Raw genomic sequence first — 25,229 nt, forward strand, 5'->3', positions numbered from 1 at the left:
GAATTCGGCACTATAAATGGAGAAGTGAAAAATGTTACGTCCTTTAGTCCTAGGGTGTGCGATTGCGTTTGGCTCAACATACGCAATGGCAGAAGCGGTTGATTTAAAACAAAACATGAAACAGATGAAGATGGAATTCAAACAGGCGGCAGAAGCATCTGATGTCGAAACCATGAAATCTGCGATTGATAGCTTGCAAGCGATTGTTGAACAATCTAAGCGTGGTAATTACCCACCAGAGAAGTTTGATACTTACTTAGAAGGCTTTAACAAACTGACGGTAACGCTAGATAAGATTGAAGCGGATCTTGATGCGGGCAAGCTACAAGAAGCAAAAGCTCAACTGCGTGAAATCGATAGTCTTCGTGAAGAGTACCACGACAAGCGCAATCCAAGCATTTGGAGCAAGTTGTTCGGCTAATTATCTACTGAGCGGAGCATTTGCTCGTGGCAGTGGGTTACGCGTTATTTCTAAGTAATGAATGAACACATTATCAGCCTGCCATTTCGGCGGGCTTTTTTGCGCCTGTCAATCGATGCATTCAAGAAAACCTGTGAGGTAGCAAGCACTTATTGATCCTGTTTTTGAGCTACCACTCAGAATTGGTTACGCTGTGTGAAATTTGTTAAGTCACCGTTATGCGTAGATTAATTCCTTTTTACCGCTCAATGTTATTTGCTAGTGCTCTCAGTTGGGTGCTAGTGACGCTGATGCCTGTTATCAATGCTCATGGTAACAGCATGGGCGTGTGGGCGACGCTATGTACGCTTAACGGTTTTGAATTGGTTCAAATAGAAGAGGGCGACAATTCGGTTAGCCACAAAGGTAAGCCTTGTCCGTTTAGCCACTTCTCGACTTTTCATCACGATACACTTCCAACGACACCGATACTTTCAAGACAGAGCTTGGTGACTTCTGACAGCTACGCTTATTTGGCTCTAAGTGTGCGATTTGAAACACCAGTTCCTAGAGCGCCGCCGGTTTCCCTTTTCTCATAACGAAAACAATTACACGATACCCAAGTAACCTCGAGATGCTTGGTTCAGCGAGAATGACTTGGTTTGTAGACGCGGCGGCGATTTAAAGGTCTAGTGGGTCTAGATCAAGATATCGACAACAAAGTATACAAGCCAAGGCAACTCGCCCTTCGGGAGCGTGTCATTGCTCCGATTGCTGCTTCAAACAACTTGGAAAGAGTGGTCTATTACACAGCGTTGTTTTCTTTGCACTCGAATCAATGACAACGCTCTGAATCCAGCATCTTGAAGTCACTTGGGTATATAGTCAGCAACACTGCCACTTCGAGCAGTGGTACTCCCAAATCTAAGTCAAATAACGCCGCATACGAATGTGTATGTGCAGGATGCGTTTGGCTGCATTTGGGTGTTCAACAATGAAAAAAGGAAAATACACATGTTGAGAAACTCGGCAAAGCCTCAACTCAAGGAAGCCTCACGCGCAAAATCCATCTACTTTATGACGTGGCGATGGCACTTTTACGCAGGTTTGTTCGTCATTCCATTTATGCTGATGCTTTCCCTAACGGGGTTGGTGATGTTGTTTGATGATGAAATCGAACTGGCTCGATACGAAGCGACATTACAGGTTTCACCACAAGAGCAAATGGTTCCTGTCTCTGCACAATTAGAAACCGTAAAGCAGGCGTATCCCGATTTTAATGTCACCCAATTTGTACCTGCCAAAACGGCCGATATTGCCAACCGATTCTCGATTCAAAACCAAGAAGGCAGCTCTCTGATTGTTGCAGTAAATCCTTACACAGGAGACGTACAAGGCACCATTAATCGTGGTGATAGCATCTATGAACTGATGAACAGCATTCACGGCACGTTGCTCATCGGCGACCTAGGCGACCGTTTGATTGAAATCGCCGCAAGTTTGGGGATTTTGCTATTGGTGTCTGGTTTGTACCTTTGGGTACCGAGAGACAACGCAAGCCGCGCTGGCTTTTTGAAAATTCGCTTTAACAATGGCCCTCGGATTTTGATGCGTGACCTGCATGCGAATTTAGGTGGTGTGCTGTCGATTGTTCTGTTGTTCTTTTTGATTTCAGGTTTATCTTGGGCAGGGATCTGGGGTGCGAAAATGGTGCAAGCTTGGAATACCTTCCCAACCTATTATACATGGGGTGAGAAACCGGAATCCACACTGACACATAAAGATCTTAACCACGGTGCTTCAGAAGAGATGCCATGGAACTTAGAGCTCGCTGCTGTGCCAGAGTCGAAAGACAAACCCGCTCATGATCATGCCAACATGAAGGAAGAGATGGCATACGCAGGCAGCCATGATGCGCTCTCTATTGATGATATCATCCTCAAGGCTGAAATGTTGGGCTTCACTGGTTATAAGTTGTTTTTGCCGCGCTCTGAGACGGGCGTTTACACCGTTGCAGCTAACTCTATGGGTGGCGATATTTCCGACCCAAGACAAGATCGCACCAGCCACTTTGACCAATATTCCGGTCGCTTGTTGGTGGACGTCACGTGGCAAGATTACAGTTTGTTTGCCAAGTTCATGGCGGCAGGTGTGTCATTGCATCAAGGTGATGTCAGTGTGCTTAACAAAGTGCTCAACGTGGTGTTCTGTTTGGCGTTCATCTTAATCTCAATTACAGGTGTGGTGATGTGGTGGATTCGTAGACCAAGTCGCAGTGCCACATTGGGCGCGCCACCTAAGTTTCAGCAGGGCGGTATTTGGAAGCTTGGCTTAGTAACGCTGGTGATATTGTGTCTGGCGTTCCCGATGGGCGGTTTGGCAATTGTTACGGTTCTCGCACTGGATTGGCTGTTGTTCAACCGCGTTGAGAAGCTGAAAACGGCGTTGAATTAGTAACAGACAAAGAATGAAATAGTAAAAGAGCCAGCGAAGTGCTGGCTCTTTTTATTTCTGGTAAATCTCCAGCGGCAAGCCATCTGGGTCTTGGAAGAAGGTAAAGGCTTTGCCTGTGAATTCGTCAATACGAATTGGCTCAACTTCAACGTCATTCGATTCTAGGTAGGCTTTTATTTGCTCAACATTATCAACCAAAAACGCGAGATGTCGTAGCCCTTGTGCTTCAGGAAAGCTCGGTCTCTCTGGTGCGCCCGGAAAGCTAAACAGTTCCACTTGGCTGCCGTCAGGTAAAGCGAGGTCAAGCTTGTAGGAGTCTCTGGCTTCACGATAGTTTTCAGCAATGACTTTTAATCCCAACACTTCAGTGTAAAAGCGTTTTGATCTTGGGTAGTCGCTGCAAATGATCGCGACGTGATGAATAGCATTAAACATGGTTAGCCTCTTCAAGCATGGCTCGTATCCTCAAGCATGGTTAGTGTCCTCGGAGACTAAATGCTCCTTAACGAAGTCGATAAACACACGCAGGCGAGCAGGCATGTATTTGGTTTGTGCATACTGCATCGCGATAGCGCCGTGGTAGTTACTCTTAATCATCCAATCCGACAGAACCTCAACCACTTCCCCTTGCTCTAATGCGTCTTTGATCACGAAGTCATGGAAGATCCCAATTCCCAAGCCAGACTTAACCCCGTTCAAGCGCATTTGAGAATGGTTGACGGCGTAGCGTCCACTTACGGCAATGGAGTGGAACGCTTCTTCTTTAAAGAATGACCAGATGTTGTCTTTGTCGTTCTCGGCAAGGTAAATACAATCGTGCTGCTCAAGCTCGGTTGGGTGCTCAGGCATACCATGTTTGGCTAGGTAATCTGGAGAGGCACATAAAACGAGATTGGTCTTGCTGATCTCTTTGAGCACTAGATTCTCATCGGGTTTGTCGGTGAGCTTAAAGGCGACATCAATACCTTGGCGGAACAGATCGATCTCACCATCTGCTGCACGCAGCTTAAGCTGTATATTTGGATAACGTTCTAGGAATGGCAACACAAACGGTTGAAGCACCGAATTAAGAAATGCTTCAGGGGCTGCCACAGTGAGTGCGCCTGTTGGCTCGGCATGATCTTCCGCAGATAGCTCAACGGCTTGCTGCGCGGCATTTACCATTGCAATGCTTTGGTCGTAAACCTTTTGCCCAGCTTGAGTGATGATCAACTTACGAGTCGTACGCTCAAACAGTTTGACCGAGAGGGCTTGTTCCAACCGTGTGATCAACTTACTCAAAGCCGATGGCGTTACGCCGAGTTGTTTGGCTGCAGCGGTAAAACTGCCTTCGTTTACCACTAGGATAAACGAAGCAAGATCAGGAAGTAGGGCAATGAGTTTTGGATTAACCATAATTGTTCAGTTCTGCGCAGCGGAATAACGATATTGTCTGGTACGGTTTCACGAGGTTCAAGTGTCACCGTCTCGCTTTAACGATATTTTGCCAAAAATGCATTGAGTGCAGGCAAGCCAGATTCACCAGTATGGTATTGCTGCCAACAGTGATAAATGGCCGTTTCATGGTCTGCAATTAACTCGATAGCTTCTCGCTCAGCGATTGAATACTGCTGTGAAGCTTTCACTTCTTCATACCACTCTCGATACTTGACCTCATAAGGTTCTACCCACTTCAGAAGAGTCGCCACCAACTCTTGCCATGGTAAACCAATCCACTTGGTTGCATCTGCCAAGCCTTTATCAAACATCTCTTGGTGTCGGCTTTCGATATCCATGCCATTTGTCAGCAGTACAGGTTTGAGCTTTTCTGCGGTGAGTTCTTCCACTTCAATCAAGGTTTTCCACAGTGTTTGTTGTTCACTTTGGGCGTAATGGCTCAAGTAGTGGTTGAAAAAAGCGATGCCGTAAATTTCGCCATAGTAGGCAGACAGAACGTTATGAATCATGGTGAGAATCGTGATTTAAACAGGGAATACTGCATTTTAGGAGGGGAAAGCGCGAAGTGTAAATACCTGAATATACTCAAGTGACTTCAAGATACATGGTTCAGAGCGTTGTCACTGATTCAAGTTCAAGGAAAACAACGAAGCGGAATAGCGAGCTCTTTCCAAGTTGTTTGACGAAGAAATTGCTTCAGTGGCACGCTCCCAAAGGGCGAGTTGCCTTGGTTCGCATGCTTCGTTAACAATTTTCGATTTAGAACCACTAGATTTTCAAATTGTTGCCTCGCCTTCAAACCAAGTCATCCTCGCTGAACCAAGCATCTCGAGGTTACTTGAGTATAAATAAAAAAGTGCTGCTGACAGAATTCGAACAGAACTTGTGAGAATTTTATGAGAATTCGATGAAGTTGCTGATAGATTTGCTCGTCATTCTTAGAGGCAAGAACGCAAAACGTTCGAAACGTAATGCTTAACCTACTCAAGTCACGAACAAAGAAGTAAAGCCGTACACATGGGCTTGGGTAGTTCAACCCTCATTAAAGGATGGAATCACAATGAAAAAACGTACCCAACTCGGACTCGTCATGACTTCAGTCGCTATGGCACTAGGCTCTGCATCAGTGAATGCGGCGGAATTGGAAATCACCGTGACAAACGCAACCAAAGGCATCTACTTTACGCCACTTATTGTTGCTGCACATGGCTCTGATCTTCAAATGTTCAGAACGGGTCAAGCAGCAACGCCAGAACTAGAAGCAATGGCAGAAGGTGGTGATATCTCTGGGCTTGCTAGTGTGATTGGTAACGCTGGTGGTGCGGTGGTTGAGAACCCTGCTGGTGGCATTTTGAATCCAGGTGTTGCAACCACCTTCACCTTGGATAGTGGCGACCACGGTTATCTTTCTCTGAGCGCGATGTTGCTGCCAACCAATGATGGTTTCGTCGGTCTAGATAGCTGGAAGATTCCAACGGAAGCGGGTACATACCGAGCAACGCTAAGAAGTTACGATGCCGGTACAGAAGCGAACGATGAACTTGCGTCTAGCATGCCAAACCCACCTTTCATTACCTTTGGTACTGGCGGCACAGGCGTTGAAGCAACGGTAACTAACGACAAAGTTCACGTGCATCCGGGTAACCTTGGTGATAGCGATCCAGCCGGCGGCATCAGTGACCTAGACAGCAGCAGCCATCGTTGGTTAAACCCAGTTGCAACCATCACAATCGTTGTGAAGTAAGGGGGATGTATGAAATACAGAATCTTACTAGTTGCAGCTTCAGTCGGCTTGCTCGCCGGTTGTCCAAGCGATGATGATAACGATGTAGTGAAATCGTACCGCTACACCGTCAACGTGGCGAACTTGACTGCGAATCAACCTATGTCTCCGCTCGCGGTACTCACTCACAATGGTGACTACCAACTGTTTGAAATTGGACAAGCCGCATCTGTTGAACTTGAGCATCTTGCCGAAGGCGGGAGTAACGCTGAGCTGATTGAGTTGATGAACAGCAATGACAGTGTTTACCAAGGCATTTCGGGCAATGGATTGGTGTTGCCGGGTGCATCGGACGAAGTCACCATCACGGTTGACCCTAGTCGTTACGGTTACTTGTCTGTGGCGTCTATGTTTGTGAATACCAATGATGCCTTTGTTGGTGAAACGGGGCTATCGCTCAAATCGCTCGCAGTGGGTGAAAGCTATGAAATGAGCATGAACGTTTGGGATTCCGGCACGGAACTGAATGATGAGCTTGCCGCAACCATTCCGGGCCCAGCAGGTGGCGGTGAGGGTTTCAATGCCGCTCGTAATGACAGCAGTGACGTTGTTGCATTCCATGCGGGTGTTGTTAGCCAAGATGATGGATTAGCAAACTCAGCACTCTCTGCGAACCATCGTTTCTTGAACCCAGGTGCGAAAGTCACCATCACTCGAGTCGAGTAACACAGGCTCCGATGACGTCTCCTTTCCAAAGCGCTTGTAGCCGAGCGCTTTATCCCTCATGGCGTCATCGGAACCTTTTTTGAAAGAATTTCTAATTTGTTCCGGTCATGTGCAAAGTGAGGATACTCGAAGGCAAGGAAAGGACCATGGAACAACAGGCAATCAATTTAGTCGCGAACATCTTGTTGGTGGAAGATGACGATGATTTGGCAGAGCTGGTTCAGATGCATCTCAAGTTTCAAGGACACCAAGTGTCGCGAGCCACAAATGTCGCCGATGCTAAAACGCAATACCAGCAACAACCCTTTGATTTATTGATCCTTGACCGAGGTTTACCAGATGGTGATGGTCTAGACATTTGCCATTATTTGCGTCAGCAACAAGATTGGAGCCCAGTGCTCATGCTGACAGCCAGAGACGGTGAAATGGACAAGGTTGACGGTTTAGAAGCGGGCGTTGATGACTACATCACTAAGCCATTTAGCGTATTAGAATTCCAAGCACGAGTGCGAAACGTGTTACGCAGAGTCAGCCAAACCGCAGAAGCAAAGGTGGCAAATGAAGTCCTCGACGATGCGATGGATTTTGGTCCGCTAAGAATCATTCCGGAGTTGCACCAAGTATCCCTAAACGACAAAGACGTCACTCTTACCGCGACAGAGTTTACTTTGCTGCAGTTTCTCGCGACTCGTCCGGGCAGAGTTTACAGTAAAGATGAATTGCTCGATCACGTTTGGAACACTAGTCATTCTGGTTATCACCACACGGTGTGTAGCACCATTAACCGTTTACGCAGCAAATTGTCGTTGTCTGATTCTGATCATCACTTCATTCAAACTGTTTGGGGTGTTGGGTATAAGTTTCAACCAAGACACTAATGCAAGAAAGTAAGTCAAAACATCAAGCCAAGACAGTAAGTCTGCAGTTGTTTTCACCGTCATTTTTCAATCATCACGGGTGTTTCGGAAACACCGCTGTTTAAGGAGGCGATAGGATGAGCTTCAAATCTCGCTTGGTAGTATTTACTAGCTTGTGGTTCTGCCTCGCGGCGGTGGTGATTGCACTGACTTACAATTGGCAAAAAGAAACCATCGAGTTACGCACTAAACAAAGCCTGCATAAAGAGCTAGCTAGCCACATGCGTGATGATAACCCGCTGATGATCGGGACGGATTACAATCCGAAAGCGCTCAAGTCGATTTTTCACACGCTCATGCTGATCGGCCCTGATTTTGAAATCTACTTCCTCGATAGCCAAGGTAACATCACCACCCATGCAGCACCGGAAGGGGCGGAGATCATGGGGAAGGTGGATCTCAATCCCATTAAGCAATTCTTAAATGACCAACCTTTTCCTATTTTGGGTGAAGACCCACGTAATCGTGGTGAGCACAAAGTCTTTTCTGTCGCCGCGATAGAAGAATTAGGCTCTACGATCGGTTATCTCTACGTGGTGATTGGCAGTACCCGACATGACGCCATTGCCAATGCTCAAGTCGATACTCCTTACATCGCGCTGGCAGGATTGGTCTTAGTGTCCATTTTAGGCTTTGCTCTTGGGGCTTATGTGCTGGTCAAACGTAGCCTATTGAATCCGATTGAACGTGTGACCAAGCAACTTCAACAACAAGCTGAACATGATTTCCGCCTGCAACCTGATTTTACTCACCAAGTGCCGGAGCTCGTGCCGATTGCGCACTCTTATCAGATGATGGCGAAGCACATTCAGCAGCAGTTTTTACAGTTGGAGTATCAATCGTCTCATCGTCGTCAAAGCTTGTTGCAGCTTAGCCATGATTTAAAAACGCCGTTATCGAGCGTGCTTGGCTATTTGGAAACGTGGCGTTTGCAACATCCGGAATCCGATCCTTTGATTGACGTCGCTTTCCGAAATTGTGAGAAGCTCTCAACTCAATTGCATTCTTTGTTAGACGCCGCGCGCAAAGAAGCTCCAATGCCAAACTACGAGTACCGCCCCGTAGATCTTGGCGCGTTGATGGCAGAATGTGCCGAAACGATGCAGAGCCAGTTTTCTCGTAAAGAAGTGGTGTTGAAAGTGGATATCGATAGCGAAATCCAAACCGTGGGTGACAAGGGGCTATTGGAGCGGTTGGTATTGAACCTGCTTGAAAATGCATTGCGCCACAGCCCAATCGGCTCGGAAGTGCATTGCCAAGCACATTTGAGTGAGGATAAGTCGCGTATCCACTTTACCTTCGTCAATCACATCGAGGAAGAAGCGGAGGGCGGTTCTTTGGGGATCGGGACGAAGATTGTTCAATCGATCTTAATGCTTCACCACAGCTACCTTGAGACCAATGCAACATCCTCTCAATATCAACAGAAGTTCACACTTCTCGCAATCTAAAGAGAAGTGTGAGACATAAGTTAATGTTTATTCAATAACACCACATACGACGCGAGCGCCGCCACCACCTAGCTTACTTGGGTGATCGGAGTGATTGTCACCACCTGCATGGATCATTAACGCTCGACCTTTTAAATCTGATAATTTTAGGCGAGGCGCGACAACGGGCTGATTGGCATTGCCGTCCATGTCCACATAGAGTGGAGGCAAGTCGCCTAAATGATTGTCATCGGTCCAAGGATAGCCATGCTTCCCTGTGTTGTTAGGATCATAATGGCCACCTGCTGCGCCGCCTAATACGGTTTTGTCATCCTTTTCTATGCTATCGCAAGATGGATTAGTGTGAACATGGAAACCGTGCACACCTGCTGACAAACCTGATAATTGAGGCGTAAAAACAACGCCATAATCACTTTGTGAAATCTCAATGGTACCCGCACTCTCATTGGTGTTGAGAGCAGTCATTTCTACCGTTTTCGCTAGCACGTTAGGGGCGGCGACAAGAGCGGATGCAACTGAAATGCATAGCAATCCTTTTAACATGGGACCTCCTTCTTTTAGGGTGTACGCTCAAGCACATATTAGTGAAAACCTGTTGTACTTATGTCTGTTGAGCGGTGAGTTTATGTCATAGAGTGATGTGTATCACTTTATGGTCTTAAACTGATATCTCGATCCGAAATCAGCTTTCTTTTATTTAGTCTTAACATGTTGAGATCGTTAAGATATAAAAAGAATAGACGCCAATCTTAAAATAGCCTGAATATTTTTAAATTAACGCAAAGTTAAATTTTTAATGACTTTATAACAAAGCTCATAATTGTTTTATAAAGAATTTGGTGGAATTGTCCGCAATAAAGAATAATCAAATTAACGAATATATTAATGTGAACATTGTTGTTTATAGATTTGTGGTCAAACTGTTGCTTATATCATCAAATAAGATAAAAAATTGGAACTAAAGTCACTTAATGGCAGAGGAAAAAATTAAACTCTGATTGTAATGGGTAATAATGTTTTAGTAACAGATAGTTACGCACTTAAAATTAATAATATGGCTAATTTCCGACAAGGATTGAAAAAGATGAAAGACAAGGAATCTATTCAGACTAATAGCAGCCGCCGTAATTTTCTGAAAGGCGCAACAGGAGCTGTTGTTGCTGGTGTGAGTGCTTCCGCTTTCTCAGGCGTAGCTCAAGCACGAGAACAGAAAATTGATTGGAGCAGCCGCGGGCTAGGTAGAAAACACGATAAGCGCTTCTGGCGTAAAGTGCGAAGACAGTTCGTTTTGGATAAACGAACCACTTACATGAACATTGGTACAACAGGTTCAATGCCAAAACATGTTCTTGAAGATTACGAGCATAACAACAAGCTGGTGGCTAAATACCCTTGGGATATGAAAGGCAAATTTGGCTCTTGGCCGTATGTTTCTGAGATGGTTAAAGACGTCGCACCAGGTTTTGGTGCTAACCCAGAAGAGATCATTCTCAGCCGCAACACTACTGATGGCTTATGCTCGATCATTAATGGCTTACACTTTGAACCAGGTGATGTGATTCTAACGACACACCATGAACATATTGCTGCAACATCACCTATGAACGTAGCGAAACATCGTTTTGGTGTGGATGTGGTAGAAATTCAACTACCAGTATTTACTGGTACCGAAAACGTTTCTGAGCAAGATTACATTCAAGCGTTCCGAGACGCGCTTGATGCGAATCAAAACGTTCGCCTAATTGTTTTCTCTCATATCACATACAAAACAGGAACCGCGCTACCAGCAAAAGCCATTTGTGCTTTAGCAAAAGAGTATGGTGTACCTACTCTTGTTGATGGCGCGCATACGGTCGGTATGTTTGACCTTGATTTCCACGATATGGATTGTGATTTCTATGCAGGATCTGGTCATAAGTGGCAGTGTGGTCCGGGCGCGACAGGTATTCTGTATGTTCGTGATAACGGTAACCGTTTGAATGAGTATTGGAGTGACCGAGAGAACCCGTTATGGTTGATCAACTCCTCACTTTCTCATGCTGATTACCTAGGTAAACAGCTGCAAATGCAATACATTGGTAACGATAACTATCCTGCGAAACAAGCACTAGTTGATAGTTGCAAAATGTGGGATGAGATTGGTCGAGACCGTATCGAAGAGCGAGTTGTAAGCCTTGGTAGTTTATGTAAAACCTTGCTTCAAGAGTACTTACCACAAGCCAAAATGTATTCACCAAACGTGGAAGGCTTAACCAGTGGCTTAACGACGGTTAACCCGTTCCCCGATGTAACTAATGAAGAGATACTGACGGAATTCCGAGATCGTTTACGTGAAGAGTATGGTTACATCATCCGTACGACTAGCTTTAAGCTGCATAAGGATGATGACTTTGATACTTACGCGCTGCGTATCTCTACGCATTTGTTCCATGACGAACAAGATGTGGAAGGGCTCGTAGTGGCGATGACGAATTTGTATTACTCGTCGTTCTAACATCGTTGTTTATCACTCAAGCGCCCATTATTGGGCGCTTTGTGAAAGGTAAGGATATTATTATGTCAGTCATAACATTCAAAAGAACTTTAGCGACGGTGGCGCTCATGGTTACCTCTGTTGCGTCGTCTGCCGCTTGGTCAGACGATTTACAACAAATCCGTGAACGCGGTGTACTGCGTCACATTGGTGTCCCGTACGCTAACTTTGTCTCCTATATTGAACAAGGTGAAGTGGAAACTTTGACTGGCTTGGATGTAGAGATAATAAAAGGTTTTGCCAAGTCGTTAGGTGTTCAGTACCAGTATGTTCCAGCACAGTGGAGCGACGTGGTTGGTAAGTTGACAGGGCAAAATGTGCAATATCACAACAAGCAGGCTGTTGTCGGAGAAAGTGTTCCAATTGAAGGCGATTTGATCGCAAATGGCGTTACTATTCTTGATTGGCGCTCTGAGGTTGTCGATTTTTCACAAGATTATTTTCCTTCAGGTGTATGGTTGGTTTCCAGATCCGACTCTAGTCTGAGCCCGATTAAACCAAGTGGGTCGGTCGATGAAGATGTTAAAAACGTCAAGCAGCTGATCGATGGTCGCGAAGTGTTAGCTTTAGAACATTCTTGCTTGGATCCTAACCTTTATGACTTATATGACACAGGTGCAAAAGTTATATTACCTGATGGGGCGCGTCTCCTTAATGAGATGGTTCCAGCGATAATGAAAAATGATGCGGAAAGCACATTATTAGATGTTGCGGATACGCTAATTGCCCTCGAAAAATGGCCGGGTGAAATAAAAGTCATTGGCCCTATATCTGAAAATCAAAAAATGGCTGTTGCATTCCGTAAAAATTCCCCTGAATTACGCAAAGCATTTGATCGTTATTTAGACTCGATAAAAAAAGACGGTTCATACGAAAAACTAGTAAAAAAATACTATCCATCTATTTACTACTTTTATAACGATTACTTTATAGAAGATAAAAAGAAAGTCCGATGAATAAGGCCGTTAAAAAATTTTCCAGTAAAAGATTTATTACAATAAGCGCAATATTAGTTTCAATTTACTTAGCTATGCTTATTACTGTGACTAGCGTAGGTCAAAATAAGTTAAAAGAATCTCAATACAGAGAACTAGATTTAAAAGTAAAAAGTTATGCAAGCACACTCGATAATTTATTTACCATAGCGAGTGAAGATGTTGATAATCTAGCTACAGATAAAACAATACAAACATTCTTTGGTAATTTAGCTTCTGGCATGTCAATGGAGTATGGGTTAGGTGCAAGTTTAATTAATTTAAAGCGTCGCTTCGATGAGAAGATAGACAGTAAGCTAATTAATAGCAGCCAAATCTATAAGAAGCTCACGCTGGTAGGCAGTGATGGAGTCACCATTGTCACCACTGGATCTGAAAACCTTGCCGAGCACAAAATGGACATACAGACCTTAATGACTCAACACGGGCATCCCGAAGAGGTTTGTGCGACGCGATACAATGATGACGTTCGCATTCAAGTCATTAAGCAAGTTAAGTTCTCCGGAAAGCCTGTTGCCTTTTTAATTGCCGATCTTAATAAGAATATTGTTATTGACCAACTTACTAACCAAGAACACGAAGATAGTTATAGCCGAATGGTGCTAAAAATAAAAGACGTGGAAATGGTTGTATGGGATACCATAAATAAAACACCTTCTCACAATAAGGATGAGAATTATTTCGTTTCTGAGGCTGTAGACGGAAAAATTTACTTTGAAGTTCCTGTGGATAAACATCACTTCAAATTGATGGCGTGGTTCGAGCCTTTGAGTGAAAGAGATATATTTACATCACGGCTCTTTATTATTGGTTTGAGTATTCTGGCCGTTATGATCGTCATTGCTTTATGTTATGCATTCATCACGAACAATAATAGGATTGAATTGAAAATTAAGCTTGAGGAAGAAAAAAAGCGTAAAGATATTCTTTCTCAACAGAATAAAAAATTAACGAACGAAATTGAACGTCGAAAAGCGTCTGAAAAAGAACTCGCCTTCCAAGCTAAATATGACACATTAACCAATTTACCTAATCGTAGTTATGGTTCCGAGCGATTGGCTTTGGAGTTAATTAGGGCATCGCGTAGTGGGTCTAAAGTTTTGGTGATGTTCATCGACTTAGACCACTTTAAGCAGATTAACGATTCAATGGGACACTTTGTTGGGGATGAAATCCTTAAACTCAGTGCTCAGCGACTGTATCAAGTCGCGAGAAAAACAGACTTATTGGCGAGAATTGGTGGGGATGAGTTTTTACTCGTCATCCCTGATTTGCCTGATAATGATACTGCAAAGCGAGTTGCTTCAAGTGTACTTTCGGCGTTTAACGATCCGTTTGTTTGGAACAACCATGAATTCTTCTTGAGTAGCAGCGTCGGAATGTCTGTGTTCCCGGATGATGGAGACAACGCTGAGCAGCTTCTTGCATGTGCAGATATGGCAATGTATCGGGCGAAACAAGATGGGCGTGATGGCTTTTGTTTTTATAACCATAATATGAACCAAGACTTGCAACGCTACTTAGATCTGGAAAATCGTCTGAGAAGTGCGATCTCCAATCAGTTGTTAGAGCTGTATTATCAGCCAATTATTGAGCTGAGTAGTGGTAAAATCGTAGGGGCAGAAGCGCTAATGCGTTGGAATGATGACAAGTACGGATTCGTAAACCCTGAAGAGTTTATCTCTATTGCAGAGAAAAATGGTTTAATTCATCAAATTGGTGAGTTTGCTATTCAACAAGCGTGTCGACAAGCGGCACAATGGCAGAGTCTGACTCCGTTGTTTGTTTCTGTAAACTTTTCTAGTGTTCAATTTAGGTACTGCGAGCGCTTACTTACGTTTATTAAACACAGCCTTGAGGAGTCTGGTCTTCCGTCAGATAAGTTCGATATTGAAGTGACAGAAAGTCTCCTCTTCAATCACGATTCTGAGCTATTAGACATGCTTAATAACTTACGAGCGTTAGGCACCAAACTTACTATTGATGATTTTGGTACTGGTTATTCTGCGCTGAGTTACTTGCAGAAGTTTCCGTTCGACCGCTTAAAAATTGATCGTAGCTTTATGCAAAATATGTTCGAGAACGACTCAGACCGCGAGCTTGTGAACGTAATCATAGCAATGGCAAAAGCGCTGGATCTTAAGATCGTCGCAGAAGGCATCGAAGAACAGCGTCATGTGGATTACCTGAAAAACCTAAACTGTGAGTTCGGACAAGGTTTCCACTATAGCCGACCATTACCTGCTAAGGACTTTGAAGCACTTTTGGCTAAGCCTACCTGGCTATAATTCCTTTTATAACAAACTCATAGAAAAGCATTAATCGAATTTGTGCCTAGGATTCATTAATGCTTTTCCACCTTAAGGTATAATCCTTCCTCCTTCCTTGAATTACACTACAATTAATTGATGAGTGATAGCCCGTGACGCCCGTCACATAAAGGCTAAGCCTAATTCTAAACGAGTAAATACTCGCCAAAATAACTAGGAAGGAATTTCAAATGTCTTCTGCATTCTACCAACAGATTCAGCAGCAAATCGAAGAAGTAAAGGCGGAAGGCCTTTACAAATCAGAGCGTGTCATCACGTCTCAACAGCAAGCGGCTGTTAAAATCTCTACTGGTGAAGAAGTACTAAACTTCTGTGCGAACAACTACCTTGGTCTTGCTAACCACCCGGCACTTATCGAAGCGGGTAAAGCAGGCATGGACGAGCACGGCTTTGGTATGGCTTCAGTACGTTTTATCTGTGGTACGCAAGACATCCACAAAGAGCTTGAGCAGAAGCTTTCTAAGTTCCTAGGTAAAGAAGATACGATTCTTTACACATCATGTTTCGACGCAAACGCGGGCCTATTTGAAACTATTCTAGGCAAAGAAGACGCAATCATCTCTGACGCTTTAAACCACGCGTCAATCATCGACGGTGTTCGTCTATGTAAAGCAATGCGTTTCCGCTACTCAAACAACAACATGGAAGAGCTAGAGCAACAACTGATCGCTGCGAAAGAAGCAGGTGCTCGCCACATTCTTATCGTAACGGACGGTGTGTTCTCAATGGACGGCGTAGTAGCAAACCTTCCGGCTATCTGTGACCTGGCAGAGAAGTACGGCGCGTTGACTATGGTTGATGACTCTCACGCTGTTGGCTTCATGGGCAAAACAGGTGCAGGTACGCACGAGCACCACAACGTGGTTGACCGTATAGACATCATCACTGGTACGCTAGGCAAAGCAATGGGCGGCGCTTCAGGCGGTTACACATCTGGTAAAGCGGAAGTGATTGACTGGCTACGTCAGCGTTCTCGTCCATACCTATTCTCTAACTCTGTTGCACCAGCAATCGTAAGCGCTTCTATCCGCGTTCTAGATCTACTAGAAGAGAGCGGTGACCTACGTGATCGTCTATGGGAAAACGCAGCACACTTCCGTACTCGTATGGAGGACGCTGGTTTCACAATGGGTGGTGCTGACCACGCAATCATCCCAATCATGCTTGGCGACGCAAAAGTAGCAGCAGAATTTGCAGAGCGTGCGCTGGAGAAAGGCATCTACGTAATCGGCTTCTCATTCCCTGTAGTACCAAAAGGTCAAGCACGTATCCGTACTCAAATGTCTGCGGCGCACTCTCGCGAGCAACTAGACCGTGCAATCGACGCGTTCATCCAAGTTGGTAAGGACATGGGTCTTATTTAAGATTCTAGGCCTTAGACAATAGGGCCTTTAATTAAGGTTACATTATGAAAATTAAAGCATTATCAAAGCTAAAGCCTGAAGAAGGCATCTGGATGACTGAGGTTGATAAACCTGAAGTTGGCCATAACGACATTCTGATCAAAATTAAGAAAACCGCTATCTGTGGTACAGACGTACACATCTACAACTGGGACGAATGGTCACAAAAGACAATTCCAGTGCCTATGGTTGTTGGTCACGAATACGTGGGTGAAGTGGTTGCGATTGGTCAGGAAGTTCGTGGCTTTGAAATCGGTGACCGCGTATCTGGCGAAGGTCACATCACGTGTGGTCATTGTCGTAACTGTCGTGGCGGCCGTACTCACCTATGCCGTAACACGATTGGTGTGGGCGTTAACCGCGAAGGTGCATTCGCAGAATACCTAGTTATCCCAGCGTTCAACGCGTTCAAGATCCCTGAAGGCATCTCTGACGATCTAGCGTCTATCTTTGACCCGTTTGGTAACGCAGTACACACAGCACTTTCTTTCGACCTAGTAGGTGAAGACGTGCTTATCACAGGTGCTGGCCCAATCGGTATCATGGCAGCAGCGGTTGCTAAACACGTTGGTGCTCGCCACGTAGTGATCACAGACGTGAACGAATACCGTCTAGAACTTGCTCGTAAGATGGGTGTAACACGCGCAGTAAACGTGGCTGAAGAGAAGCTAGAAGACGTAATGGCTGAGCTAGGCATGACAGAAGGCTTCGACGTTGGTCTAGAAATGTCTGGTAACCCAGCAGCATTCAACTCAATGCTAACCACAATGAACCACGGTGGTCGCATTGCACTACTAGGTATTCCACCGTCAGACATGGGTATCGACTGGAACCAAGTTATCTTCAAAGGCTTGGTGATCAAAGGTATCTACGGTCGCGAAATGTTCGAAACTTGGTACAAGATGGCTTCACTGATCCAATCTGGTCTGGATCTATCGCCAATCATCACGCACCACTACAAGATTGATGACTTCCAAGAAGGCTTCGATGTAATGCGCAGCGGTATGTCAGGCAAAGTTATTCTTGATTGGGAATAACTTATTCAAGTAAGAAATGCGCTCCTTTTTGGGGCGCATTTTTGTTTCATGAAGATTTTTGTTTCGGGAAGAAATGGTCGCCAATCTTTTCTAAACTTCTCGTATCGTTCTGCTACTTTTTTTAGATTTTTTCCACTCAACTTCACCCTACCTTCTAACTAATTGTCAATTCTGTATTTGGAATAAGATAATAACCATTTGTTTTTAGTGGTTACTTTTTAGCATTACATGCTTAAAAATCGTCATTTTTAAGTTTAATGTTTTTATTTTCCGTTCGTCTTTATCCTTATCCTGCTTCTTTTTATTGTTTTACATTTTATATGCATTTGGTTTGTCATAATTGAGCTATAACTAATAAAAAGGTTACCGATATACAGTGGAATGTAAAAATGGAGCTTTATATGAAAAGATTTTATCTGATGATGCCTCTGCTCTTAACCTCATTTAGTTGGCAAGCGAATGGAGCGTCAGTGAGCGGTACGATTGATGTTTCAATTAACCTTGTACAAGGTTGTGTGATTAATGGAAATAATGCGGTAGATGCAGCTTCTGGCGTTGGCTTTGGCTCACTCGCCTTTGGAGACGTGCCTGCAATCTTCAGTGAACAAGATGGTGTGGTAAATGGTGGTAGTGCGACGGGTATTGAAGTGCTTTGTAGTAATGGTGTGACACCGACGTTTACATTGGGCACCGGATTGTATGATGCAAGTGCGACCGTTGGTACCTACGCGATGTCAAATGGCGCGCAATTTATTGATTATACGTTGTTTACCGACTCAGACCGAAGCACACAAATTATACAAGGTGGGACGGTAGCTCTGTCTGAATTTACTAGTGCAACATCGCAAACTATTGAGCTTTTTGCGAAAGCTTACGGTACGAGCAGCATTGCCGGTACATACTCCGATACCATCAGTGTGACGCTAAGCTGGTAAAACGTGACGCTGGTTGTTAGGGGCTTTTCACTTGTCGCGATGAGTTTGTGTTCTTTAACTGTGCTGGCTGATGCGACACAAACTTTTCAGGTGTCTGCCACCGTAGATACAGGTTGTTTGATTAACGGCGCAGTACAAGAAGAAAGCGCAACCCAAGCCGGGCAAATAGGCACGTTAGATTTTGGTGAGCATTCTTCAGTTTACGTGACGGAAGTACAAGGCAGCATCACTTACAGTTCATCACTCACATTAAGTTGTACTCCGGGTATTACGATGAATGTTTCCGTAAATGGCGGGATGAATGCATCGGATGGTGTACGTAAGCTAAAGCACAGTGAAGAAGCGACAACGGTAGATTACTTTTTGTTTCAGGATCTAAATTATACGCAGGTGCTTGATATTGACACGCAATATTCCGTCGATACTGACCAAGACCCAGATAATATTCAGTTTCCTATCTGGGCAAAGGCGACAATAAATGGGAATGAAATGGCTGGAATTTATATGGATACGCTTACGCTGACATTAGAGTGGTAAGTGAACTTTGGAGGGGTGAAATGGAATTCATACTCAAAAAACTATTATTAATAACCTTCCTTTTTGTTTTTTTCTCAAATGCCAACGCTAACTCATTATTAATTTGGCCGATTTACCCCAAAATATCAGAGGAGAGTAATGCAACATCACTTTGGATGGTAAATAAAGGCAGTGTTGATTCTTATTTACAGGTGAGAATTTTTAAGTGGGAACAAAACGAAGGAGAAGATAGCTATTCAAGTCAAAGCCAGTTAATTGCAACCCCTCCGTTTGTCAAAATTGAACCAGGTGAAAAGCAGTTAATCCGCATCATCAACCAAGATGAGGCCTCTGCGGGTAAGGAGTATGCATACCGAGTGATCATAGATGAATTACCGCCAACTCAAAACCCTCAAACAGAATTGACGGAAAATGAACTCGCTGTCAAAGTCCGAATGCGTTACTCGATACCTTTGTTTATTTACGGGAAAGGGCTGACTGATACTCAAAAACCAAACCGTGACAGTGAATTATGGGGTGATTTACAGGCACAGTTTATTAAGAAAAATAATCAGCGTTTTGTTCACATTAAAAATTCAGGAAAACACCATGTTCGCTTAGTGAATTTACAGTTGAATCTACCAAATAAAGATCCTGTCGTTATTTCCGATGGACTAGCTGGCTATATTCTTCCTGAACAGTATAAGGTTTGGTCTATTCCCCATAGTAATGTCAGGCCCTTGAGTTTGAGCGCGAATATTGGAGGTAAACGTTACCAAATACCATTGAAGCAATAATGAATAGATTTAATACAATGAATGCTTTCTTGTGGTTGGTATTACTTAGCGTAACGTGGAGCAGTATTGGTCTTTGTGCAAATTCAGCAAACCACTTCTCTGAGCTACCGAGTCCTGAAAATTTCTCATTAGAAAAGTTTGAGAATATTAGCCTCAATCTGGAGTTGGTGATCAATCAAAGAGCAACAGGGCTTGTTGCGAAAGTTGAGCGAGTTGGCGATCAGTTCTTTTTGCTCCGGGAGGACCTCATTTCAGTTGGGGTTACCGCCACGTCGTTGCCTGGAACCGAAGAGAGACTTGAGGTTACGTCTATCCCAGGTGTTAACGTGCGTTACTTGCAATCGTCATTGCAACTCGCAATTGACGTACCGCCTAATTGGTTACCGATGCAGAGCTTATCAGCGCAGGATATGGGGCGATTTTCCCCGGCTCAGTTTGGGCGTGGTGGCCTGCTTAACTACAACGTATTTGGTGTGTACGAGAACGAAAGCCGACAAAAGGAGGTTTCTATAAATCATGAAGTCAGAGCCTTTTCTGAGTTTGGCGTTTTTTCTACTACCGGGATATTTAAATCTAACTTTCATCGCGATGTTCAGTCCCAGCAAAGCAGCCAGTACACTCGTTTTGATACGAGTTACGAGTACGTCAATCAAGAGAAGCGAATTCGTATAGAGGTAGGGGACTATATTGTTCGCCCTTTATCTTGGAGCCAACCAGTAAGACTGGCGGGTATTCAGTTGTCGCATGATTTCTCTATGCGTCCGGATGTCGTGACGACGCCGTTACCTGCATTTTACGGTGAGGTCACAGCGCCCACTACGTTAGATTTGTTTATCAATGGCTTTAAAACTGACTCAATGAATGTTGGGCCCGGTCCTTTCATTATTAACGATATTCCAATGCTCTCTGGTGCTGGGGAAGCAACGGTAATTGCAACGGATGCTCAAGGTAAGCAAACGGTCATGACCAGCCCATTTTTTCTCTCTTCCGATCTACTCAAGACCGGATTTACATCTTACAGTGCGAGTATTGGTGCGATCAGAGAAAATTTCGGTAATGCATCTAACGACTATGGAGACGGTGGCGTGGTTACCGCTCTGCGTCATGGCATGACTGATTGGTTAACATTAGAAGCTCAAGCCGAAGCAAAAGATGACCTGATCGTTGCGGGGCTGGGCTTTGTCACCAATGCTTTCAATTTAGGTACGGTGGATGCCTCGTTTCGTGTGAGTAATTTTCAGGATCAATCTACCTCATATGCGCTAGGTTATAGTTATCAGTCTCGGCGGTTTAGCTTCGCTGCTCGAACTCAAGTAGAACAAGCCGACTTTTATACCTTATCTCATTTACCAAATTACGAAATGCTCGATGACGGCAAGGACGCTTCACTCGCGTCGCGCCATCTATCACAAATCAATATGGGAGTCCGTTTGGGAGATTGAGGCTCACTTTCTGGTGGGTACTTTGATATTCAACAATCCGACTCAGATTCACGTACCCTAAATCTTACTTATAGCTACGCTCTGCCTTTTAATATCAATATGTCCCTGTCTTACAACCATAGTATTGGTGGTCAGAGTGTTACGTTGGCGCAATTCTCTCTACCTTTCAGTTCTTTGGGGGGAAGTTCGGGGCTAACGCTGAAAAGAGAGGATGATGGCGATGTGCGAGGGCGAGTGGGTTACAGCCGCCTTGCGCCAATACGAGGTGGATGGGGCGTCAATTTAGCGCATGATATTAACGAACACCCAGAAAACCGTAAACAGGCTGATTTGACCTACCGTGCGTCATGGGCGCAGTTCAGAGCGGGGTTAAATGGCACCAGTGGCGACTATGATTATTTTGCGGAAATGGCAGGTTCGGTCTCTACGTTGGATGGAGAAATATTCCCAGCGAATGAAGTGTATGACAGCTTCGCTGTGGTGAGCACCAGTGGTTTTGAAGGTATTCCGGTTAAATATGAAAATCAAATTGTCGGAGTGACAGATGATGAAGGTTACTTACTTGTTCCTTGGGCTACGGCGTATTACACCGCCAAATATGAAATCGATCCACTTAATTTACCTGCCAATGCTGCGTTTTCTGCAACAGAGCAGTTTGCTTCGATACATTCGGGCTACGGCTACCTGTTAGAGTTCCCAATAGAGCTACAAATTGCACTGAGCATGACGGTGGTAGACGAAAATCATTTGTTCCTTCCGATTGGTACATATGGCCGCTCAGAAACGGGCTTAACAAGCCAAATTGGTTGGGATGGTTTTACGTACTTTGAAGGCGTTGACCCAGGCCGCTATATTCAGTTTTATCCTCAAGGACAGTCGCCATGTAAAGTGTTTATTGAGGGGTTGTATCAGCGTGACAGTCAAAAAATACAAACATTGCCTGAGCAGGTTTGTATCAAAGCCGAAGAAGAGACCGCACTATGATTTTGCGCAGCTGGTTTGCTAGCCTACTTCTCTTTTTCTCGTGCTCGACAATGGCTTGTCAGCTCACGGCGGCAGCACCTTTAATCTTGTTTGGCAGTGTTTCTTCGTTTACTGTTTCAAGCTCTCAGCAGCAAAGCTCAGCTCAGCCTCATGCGGGGATTACGTGTGACTTTTCTACACTTGTGTCTTTGTTAAGTGGCGACTACGTATCAGCAACGTTTAACAGTATAAATAATGGTTTGCTATTAAATGAGGATGATTCGAGTTCGGAGCTCAGCTATCAGATTTTTGGCGATCCAGGTTTTTCACAAGAGTATGTATTCGGCCAAACTTACAATTTTTTTGAAATCGGGTTACTCGATTTACTCGGGTTGTTTGGCACTCAAGCCGAGTTTCCGCTCTATGCTCGGACGGGAGTGGGTAGTAATCTTTCCGCTGGGACTTATAAAGACCAAATCACCGTATCCTGGATTTGGGATTACTGTAAGGGTATCGGGGTTCTAGGGGTATGCATTGGCCGCGCCAATGGCAGCGCTCAAAGCGTGATTACGGTTGAGTTGGAAGTGACCCCTGATTGTATGATCACAGCGCCAGATATTGATTTTGGTTCGTCCCCATTAGTGGCCGGTTTTGAACCAGTCAGTCAGGTTATATCGTTAACTTGTACCAAGAATAGTTCCTTCTCCATTGGCTTGAATGACGGCCTAAATGCGTCCGGCGGTCAGCGGCGAATGATTTCTAGTGGTCACTATTTGGAGTATGAAATCTATAAGTCATCAACGATGGAGCGCTGGGGAGGCACCAGTTCTGAACGTCGTGAACACGGTGACGTCGATACTGGCGGCTCCATTCCGGATGGTATCACTCCACAGAATTATAATTATCGCGCGCAGATACTAACCAGCCAAACGACCCCTCCTGCAGGTACTTACACCGATTCAATAATCGTTGACGTTCAATTTTGAGCATCATGTCAATTACATCATTAGAGGCTTCTATTCCAAAAATCTTTTGTAATCATAGTTTTCACTCTGTCACTGCTTAATTTTGTGAGATTAGTATGGCTTTATTCTCACGGAATTTAACTTTCAGAAATAAGGAAAATGATGAAGAAGTCACTAACAACACTAGGTTTGGCACTGGTATTTACAGGAACAGCTTATGCAGCAAGCTGGGGCTACGAGGGAAACCATGGGCCAGCTCATTGGGGTGAGTTTGCATCTGAGTGCGCAAAAGGTCAAAACCAGAGCCCAATCAACATTGAATCGGCGACCGAAGCGAAGCTAGAAAAATTGAATTTCGACTACGAAGGTAAGGCAATTTCACTGCTGAACAACGGTCACACTTTACAGACTGGTTTAGAAGGTAAAAACACACTCACCATTGATGGTAAAGAGTTTACGTTGAAACAATTCCACTTCCATACGCCATCTGAAAACCATGTGGACGGTAAAGAATACCCTCTAGAAGCACACTTTGTGCATGCCGACAAAGTAGGTCATCTAGCTGTTGTCGCGGTGTTCTTTAAACTGGGTGACGCGAACCCAGATCTAGCTAAGATGCTAGCTAACATTCCAACTAAAGATCAAGATGTTACCATCAAGGTTCCATTTGATGCTGATGCCCTTATCCCAAGTGATAAAGACTACTACCGCTTTAACGGCTCACTAACGACACCACCATGCTCTGAAGGTGTGCGTTGGTTGGTGATGAAAGAAGCACAAACTATTTCTCCTGAGCAGATAAAATCTTTTTCGGAAGTAATGGGGAAAAACAATCGCCCAATCCAACCGCTGAATGCACGTATAGTGTTAACGCAACAATAACCACTTCATGCGAAGAAAAATAAAAAGCCCGCTTAAACACAGCGGGCTTGATTATTTGGGTATTGGTGAGAACTAGAAGCCGTGATCTTCTTGCTCTTCCGCTTTTACCATTTGTATAGGATCAAGCTTAAGCGTCTGAGTAGGGAACGCGATATCTGCATCGTGTTCTTTAATGATGTTGATTACCTTAAGCAGTATGTCCTGCTTAACCTCATGGTATCTCACCCAATTCACGGTTTTAGTAAAGGTATAGATAAAGAAGTGCAATGATGATGGACCGAATGTATCGAAGTTGACGATAAGTGTTTGGCGTGCATCAATGTCTTTGTGATTTTTCAGCATTTCTTTTACCGCGGTGATAATTTGCGGCATTTTTTCAGCATCGTCGTAACGAAGTCCAATTTTTTCGTAGATACGTCGGTTCAGCATGCGAGATGGGTTTTCTACGACAATGCTGCTAAACACTGAGTTTGGCACATACAGTGGACGCTTATCGAAAGTTCGGATAATGGTCATACGCCAGCCAATGCGTTCTACCGTCCCCTCTATTTGTCGGTCTGGAGAACGGATCCAATCGCCAACTTTAAATGGACGATCGAAGTAGATCATAAGACCTCCAAAAAAGTTAGACAGCAAATCCTTCGCCGCTAAACCGACGATCAAACCACCAACACCACCGAAGGTAAGTAGGCCCGATAGTGACAGACCAAATGCCTGCATTACGGTTAGAATTCCGACGGTAATAAAGAACAGGCGCGCGACCTTAGCTATCGCTTGTACTGTTGTTTCATCTCGGTTCTTTTGTTCGAGAACATGCTCTTCAACATTGGTAATGAGCCGCATAACGGTCCATACGAAGATGCTGATGATTAAAATCAGTTTCAGCGTACTTAACCAGTTTATTTTATCGTTGAGCTCGCTCTCTAATATGATGCCGATAGAGACGGTTGCTGGCCAACACCAAATGAGTGTACTGACTGGCGCTTTTAGCGCATCAAGCAACATGTCATCCCAGTGGAAGGGCGTTTTCTCTACGAGCGCAGCGAGGCGAGAGCGGATCAGCCGCCAAGCTATCCAAGCTATAAAGCTAGCGAGCGTAATGAAAAGGACGCTTCCACTCCAATTTTGATGAGACGTTTCAATGTAGCTTTGTAATTCGGTAAACCACTGTGGCATATGTAACTTATTTCTAGTGAACCATGGAAGGAAAGGTAGCAGATATTACTCCTTCACCCCAGTGATTTCCTTTAAATCATTTACTTATGTCTAAACCGTCCGAGATGGACTTTTCCTTCCGATGACAAGAGAGTCACCTCAATGTTC

22 protein-coding genes and 1 pseudogene are annotated in these 25,229 nt (G+C 44.4%); 18 read left to right on the plus strand and 5 right to left on the minus strand.

All coding sequences use genetic code 11. From position 1 onward, the window contains the following. Positions 1–31: 31 nt before the first annotated feature. From R7Z41_RS08755 to R7Z41_RS08765, 3 genes are all read left to right on the plus strand, one after another. A complete protein-coding gene (locus tag R7Z41_RS08755) occupies positions 32–421 on the plus strand; it encodes a cytochrome b562 (protein WP_021035869.1) in 390 nt (129 codons plus the stop codon). Positions 422–639: 218 nt separating this feature from the next. After that, positions 640–999 carry a hypothetical protein gene (locus tag R7Z41_RS08760; RefSeq protein ID WP_080276971.1) on the plus strand — a complete coding sequence of 120 codons (360 nt, stop codon included), beginning with the start codon at positions 640–642 and terminating at the stop codon, positions 997–999. Positions 1,000–1,414: 415 nt separating this feature from the next. After that, positions 1,415–2,854, plus strand: coding sequence for a PepSY-associated TM helix domain-containing protein (locus R7Z41_RS08765; RefSeq protein ID WP_225477324.1), 1,440 nt, complete (start codon positions 1,415–1,417; stop codon positions 2,852–2,854). 51 nt (positions 2,855–2,905) lie between these two features. On the opposite strand, the gene R7Z41_RS08770 is transcribed toward R7Z41_RS08765, so the two are convergent. The 3 genes from R7Z41_RS08770 to R7Z41_RS08780 all read right to left on the minus strand — a co-directional run bounded on the left by R7Z41_RS08770 (position 2,906) and on the right by R7Z41_RS08780 (position 4,800). After that, positions 2,906–3,289 (minus strand): VOC family protein, encoded by a 384-nt coding sequence (locus R7Z41_RS08770; protein WP_005375080.1) that lies wholly within the window; start codon positions 3,287–3,289, stop codon positions 2,906–2,908. Between the two features lie 30 nt (positions 3,290–3,319). Continuing rightward, positions 3,320–4,249 (minus strand): LysR family transcriptional regulator, encoded by a 930-nt coding sequence (locus R7Z41_RS08775; RefSeq protein ID WP_005375081.1) that lies wholly within the window; start codon positions 4,247–4,249, stop codon positions 3,320–3,322. Positions 4,250–4,326: 77 nt separating this feature from the next. Further along, positions 4,327–4,800, minus strand: a complete 474-nt coding sequence (locus R7Z41_RS08780; protein WP_225477326.1) for a hypothetical protein — start codon at positions 4,798–4,800, stop codon at positions 4,327–4,329. Between the two features lie 551 nt (positions 4,801–5,351). Between R7Z41_RS08780 and R7Z41_RS08785 the strand changes: the two genes are divergently transcribed. From R7Z41_RS08785 to R7Z41_RS08800, 4 genes are all read left to right on the plus strand, one after another. After that, complete coding sequence (locus tag R7Z41_RS08785; RefSeq protein ID WP_033906705.1) at positions 5,352–6,035, plus strand: spondin domain-containing protein; 684 nt, start codon at positions 5,352–5,354, stop codon at positions 6,033–6,035. A gap of 9 nt (positions 6,036–6,044) precedes the next feature. Further along, entirely contained in the window at positions 6,045–6,740 is a 696-nt protein-coding gene (locus R7Z41_RS08790; RefSeq protein ID WP_005443001.1) for a spondin domain-containing protein, read from the plus strand. 146 nt (positions 6,741–6,886) lie between these two features. After that, positions 6,887–7,618 carry a response regulator transcription factor gene (locus R7Z41_RS08795; RefSeq protein WP_041053947.1) on the plus strand — a complete coding sequence of 244 codons (732 nt, stop codon included), beginning with the start codon at positions 6,887–6,889 and terminating at the stop codon, positions 7,616–7,618. A gap of 116 nt (positions 7,619–7,734) precedes the next feature. Then, positions 7,735–9,108, plus strand: a complete 1,374-nt coding sequence (locus R7Z41_RS08800; protein WP_053303867.1) for a sensor histidine kinase — start codon at positions 7,735–7,737, stop codon at positions 9,106–9,108. A gap of 27 nt (positions 9,109–9,135) precedes the next feature. On the opposite strand, the gene R7Z41_RS08805 is transcribed toward R7Z41_RS08800, so the two are convergent. Next, positions 9,136–9,651: a superoxide dismutase family protein gene (locus tag R7Z41_RS08805; protein ID WP_104976434.1), complete on the minus strand. Its 516-nt coding sequence runs from the start codon at positions 9,649–9,651 to the stop codon at positions 9,136–9,138. A gap of 541 nt (positions 9,652–10,192) precedes the next feature. Here R7Z41_RS08805 and R7Z41_RS08810 point away from each other — a divergent pair. From R7Z41_RS08810 to R7Z41_RS08860, 11 genes and pseudogenes are all read left to right on the plus strand, one after another. Then, positions 10,193–11,602, plus strand: a complete 1,410-nt coding sequence (locus R7Z41_RS08810; protein ID WP_213910488.1) for an aminotransferase class V-fold PLP-dependent enzyme — start codon at positions 10,193–10,195, stop codon at positions 11,600–11,602. A gap of 62 nt (positions 11,603–11,664) precedes the next feature. Beyond that, positions 11,665–12,597, plus strand: coding sequence for a transporter substrate-binding domain-containing protein (locus R7Z41_RS08815; protein ID WP_005375093.1), 933 nt, complete (start codon positions 11,665–11,667; stop codon positions 12,595–12,597). Then, positions 12,594–14,924: a putative bifunctional diguanylate cyclase/phosphodiesterase gene (locus tag R7Z41_RS08820; RefSeq protein ID WP_005375094.1), complete on the plus strand. Its 2,331-nt coding sequence runs from the start codon at positions 12,594–12,596 to the stop codon at positions 14,922–14,924. Before R7Z41_RS08815 ends, R7Z41_RS08820 begins: the two co-directional genes overlap by 4 nt. 212 nt (positions 14,925–15,136) lie before the next feature. Next, positions 15,137–16,330 (plus strand): glycine C-acetyltransferase, encoded by a 1,194-nt coding sequence (locus tag R7Z41_RS08825; RefSeq protein WP_005375095.1) that lies wholly within the window; start codon positions 15,137–15,139, stop codon positions 16,328–16,330. A gap of 44 nt (positions 16,331–16,374) precedes the next feature. Next, a complete protein-coding gene (tdh, locus tag R7Z41_RS08830) occupies positions 16,375–17,406 on the plus strand; it encodes an L-threonine 3-dehydrogenase (protein ID WP_005383983.1) in 1,032 nt (343 codons plus the stop codon). A 389-nt stretch (positions 17,407–17,795) separates the two neighbouring features. After that, positions 17,796–18,341, plus strand: a complete 546-nt coding sequence (locus R7Z41_RS08835; protein ID WP_021035866.1) for a spore coat U domain-containing protein — start codon at positions 17,796–17,798, stop codon at positions 18,339–18,341. 39 nt (positions 18,342–18,380) lie between these two features. Next, positions 18,381–18,878 (plus strand): spore coat U domain-containing protein, encoded by a 498-nt coding sequence (locus R7Z41_RS08840; protein ID WP_005383978.1) that lies wholly within the window; start codon positions 18,381–18,383, stop codon positions 18,876–18,878. A 20-nt stretch (positions 18,879–18,898) separates the two neighbouring features. After that, positions 18,899–19,654, plus strand: coding sequence for a molecular chaperone (locus R7Z41_RS08845; RefSeq protein ID WP_025768578.1), 756 nt, complete (start codon positions 18,899–18,901; stop codon positions 19,652–19,654). Between the two features lie 17 nt (positions 19,655–19,671). Then, a pseudogene (locus R7Z41_RS08850) lies at positions 19,672–22,080 on the plus strand (fimbria/pilus outer membrane usher protein). A 50-nt stretch (positions 22,081–22,130) separates the two neighbouring features. Then, the gene (locus R7Z41_RS08855; RefSeq protein ID WP_225477328.1) at positions 22,131–23,045 is read left to right on the plus strand and encodes a spore coat U domain-containing protein; all 915 of its coding nucleotides are present in this window, start codon (positions 22,131–22,133) and stop codon (positions 23,043–23,045) included. A gap of 141 nt (positions 23,046–23,186) precedes the next feature. Then, on the plus strand, positions 23,187–23,906 hold the full coding sequence (locus R7Z41_RS08860) for a carbonic anhydrase (protein WP_158156056.1): 720 nt from the start codon (positions 23,187–23,189) through the stop codon (positions 23,904–23,906). A 72-nt stretch (positions 23,907–23,978) separates the two neighbouring features. Here R7Z41_RS08860 and R7Z41_RS08865 read toward each other — a convergent pair whose 3' ends face one another. After that, on the minus strand, positions 23,979–25,082 hold the full coding sequence (locus tag R7Z41_RS08865) for a mechanosensitive ion channel family protein (protein ID WP_005375107.1): 1,104 nt from the start codon (positions 25,080–25,082) through the stop codon (positions 23,979–23,981). Positions 25,083–25,229 lie beyond the last annotated feature (147 nt).

Origin of the sequence: Vibrio sp. 1457 (assembly GCF_033340195.1) — a bacterium.
Classification (GTDB): domain Bacteria; phylum Pseudomonadota; class Gammaproteobacteria; order Enterobacterales; family Vibrionaceae; genus Vibrio; species Vibrio alginolyticus.

Coding starts and splice junctions, on each gene's coding strand:
- R7Z41_RS08755 (WP_021035869.1), top strand. CDS start 32: ATGTTACGTCCTTTAGTCCTAGGGTGTGCGATTGCGTTTGGCTCAACA.
- R7Z41_RS08760 (WP_080276971.1), top strand. CDS start 640: ATGCGTAGATTAATTCCTTTTTACCGCTCAATGTTATTTGCTAGTGCT.
- R7Z41_RS08765 (WP_225477324.1), top strand. CDS start 1,415: ATGTTGAGAAACTCGGCAAAGCCTCAACTCAAGGAAGCCTCACGCGCA.
- R7Z41_RS08770 (WP_005375080.1), bottom strand. CDS start 3,289: ATGTTTAATGCTATTCATCACGTCGCGATCATTTGCAGCGACTACCCA.
- R7Z41_RS08775 (WP_005375081.1), bottom strand. CDS start 4,249: ATGGTTAATCCAAAACTCATTGCCCTACTTCCTGATCTTGCTTCGTTT.
- R7Z41_RS08780 (WP_225477326.1), bottom strand. CDS start 4,800: ATGATTCATAACGTTCTGTCTGCCTACTATGGCGAAATTTACGGCATC.
- R7Z41_RS08785 (WP_033906705.1), top strand. CDS start 5,352: ATGAAAAAACGTACCCAACTCGGACTCGTCATGACTTCAGTCGCTATG.
- R7Z41_RS08790 (WP_005443001.1), top strand. CDS start 6,045: ATGAAATACAGAATCTTACTAGTTGCAGCTTCAGTCGGCTTGCTCGCC.
- R7Z41_RS08795 (WP_041053947.1), top strand. CDS start 6,887: ATGGAACAACAGGCAATCAATTTAGTCGCGAACATCTTGTTGGTGGAA.
- R7Z41_RS08800 (WP_053303867.1), top strand. CDS start 7,735: ATGAGCTTCAAATCTCGCTTGGTAGTATTTACTAGCTTGTGGTTCTGC.
- R7Z41_RS08805 (WP_104976434.1), bottom strand. CDS start 9,651: ATGTTAAAAGGATTGCTATGCATTTCAGTTGCATCCGCTCTTGTCGCC.
- R7Z41_RS08810 (WP_213910488.1), top strand. CDS start 10,193: ATGAAAGACAAGGAATCTATTCAGACTAATAGCAGCCGCCGTAATTTT.
- R7Z41_RS08815 (WP_005375093.1), top strand. CDS start 11,665: ATGTCAGTCATAACATTCAAAAGAACTTTAGCGACGGTGGCGCTCATG.
- R7Z41_RS08820 (WP_005375094.1), top strand. CDS start 12,594: ATGAATAAGGCCGTTAAAAAATTTTCCAGTAAAAGATTTATTACAATA.
- R7Z41_RS08825 (WP_005375095.1), top strand. CDS start 15,137: ATGTCTTCTGCATTCTACCAACAGATTCAGCAGCAAATCGAAGAAGTA.
- tdh (WP_005383983.1), top strand. CDS start 16,375: ATGAAAATTAAAGCATTATCAAAGCTAAAGCCTGAAGAAGGCATCTGG.
- R7Z41_RS08835 (WP_021035866.1), top strand. CDS start 17,796: ATGGAGCTTTATATGAAAAGATTTTATCTGATGATGCCTCTGCTCTTA.
- R7Z41_RS08840 (WP_005383978.1), top strand. CDS start 18,381: ATGAGTTTGTGTTCTTTAACTGTGCTGGCTGATGCGACACAAACTTTT.
- R7Z41_RS08845 (WP_025768578.1), top strand. CDS start 18,899: ATGGAATTCATACTCAAAAAACTATTATTAATAACCTTCCTTTTTGTT.
- R7Z41_RS08855 (WP_225477328.1), top strand. CDS start 22,131: ATGGCTTGTCAGCTCACGGCGGCAGCACCTTTAATCTTGTTTGGCAGT.
- R7Z41_RS08860 (WP_158156056.1), top strand. CDS start 23,187: ATGAAGAAGTCACTAACAACACTAGGTTTGGCACTGGTATTTACAGGA.
- R7Z41_RS08865 (WP_005375107.1), bottom strand. CDS start 25,082: ATGCCACAGTGGTTTACCGAATTACAAAGCTACATTGAAACGTCTCAT.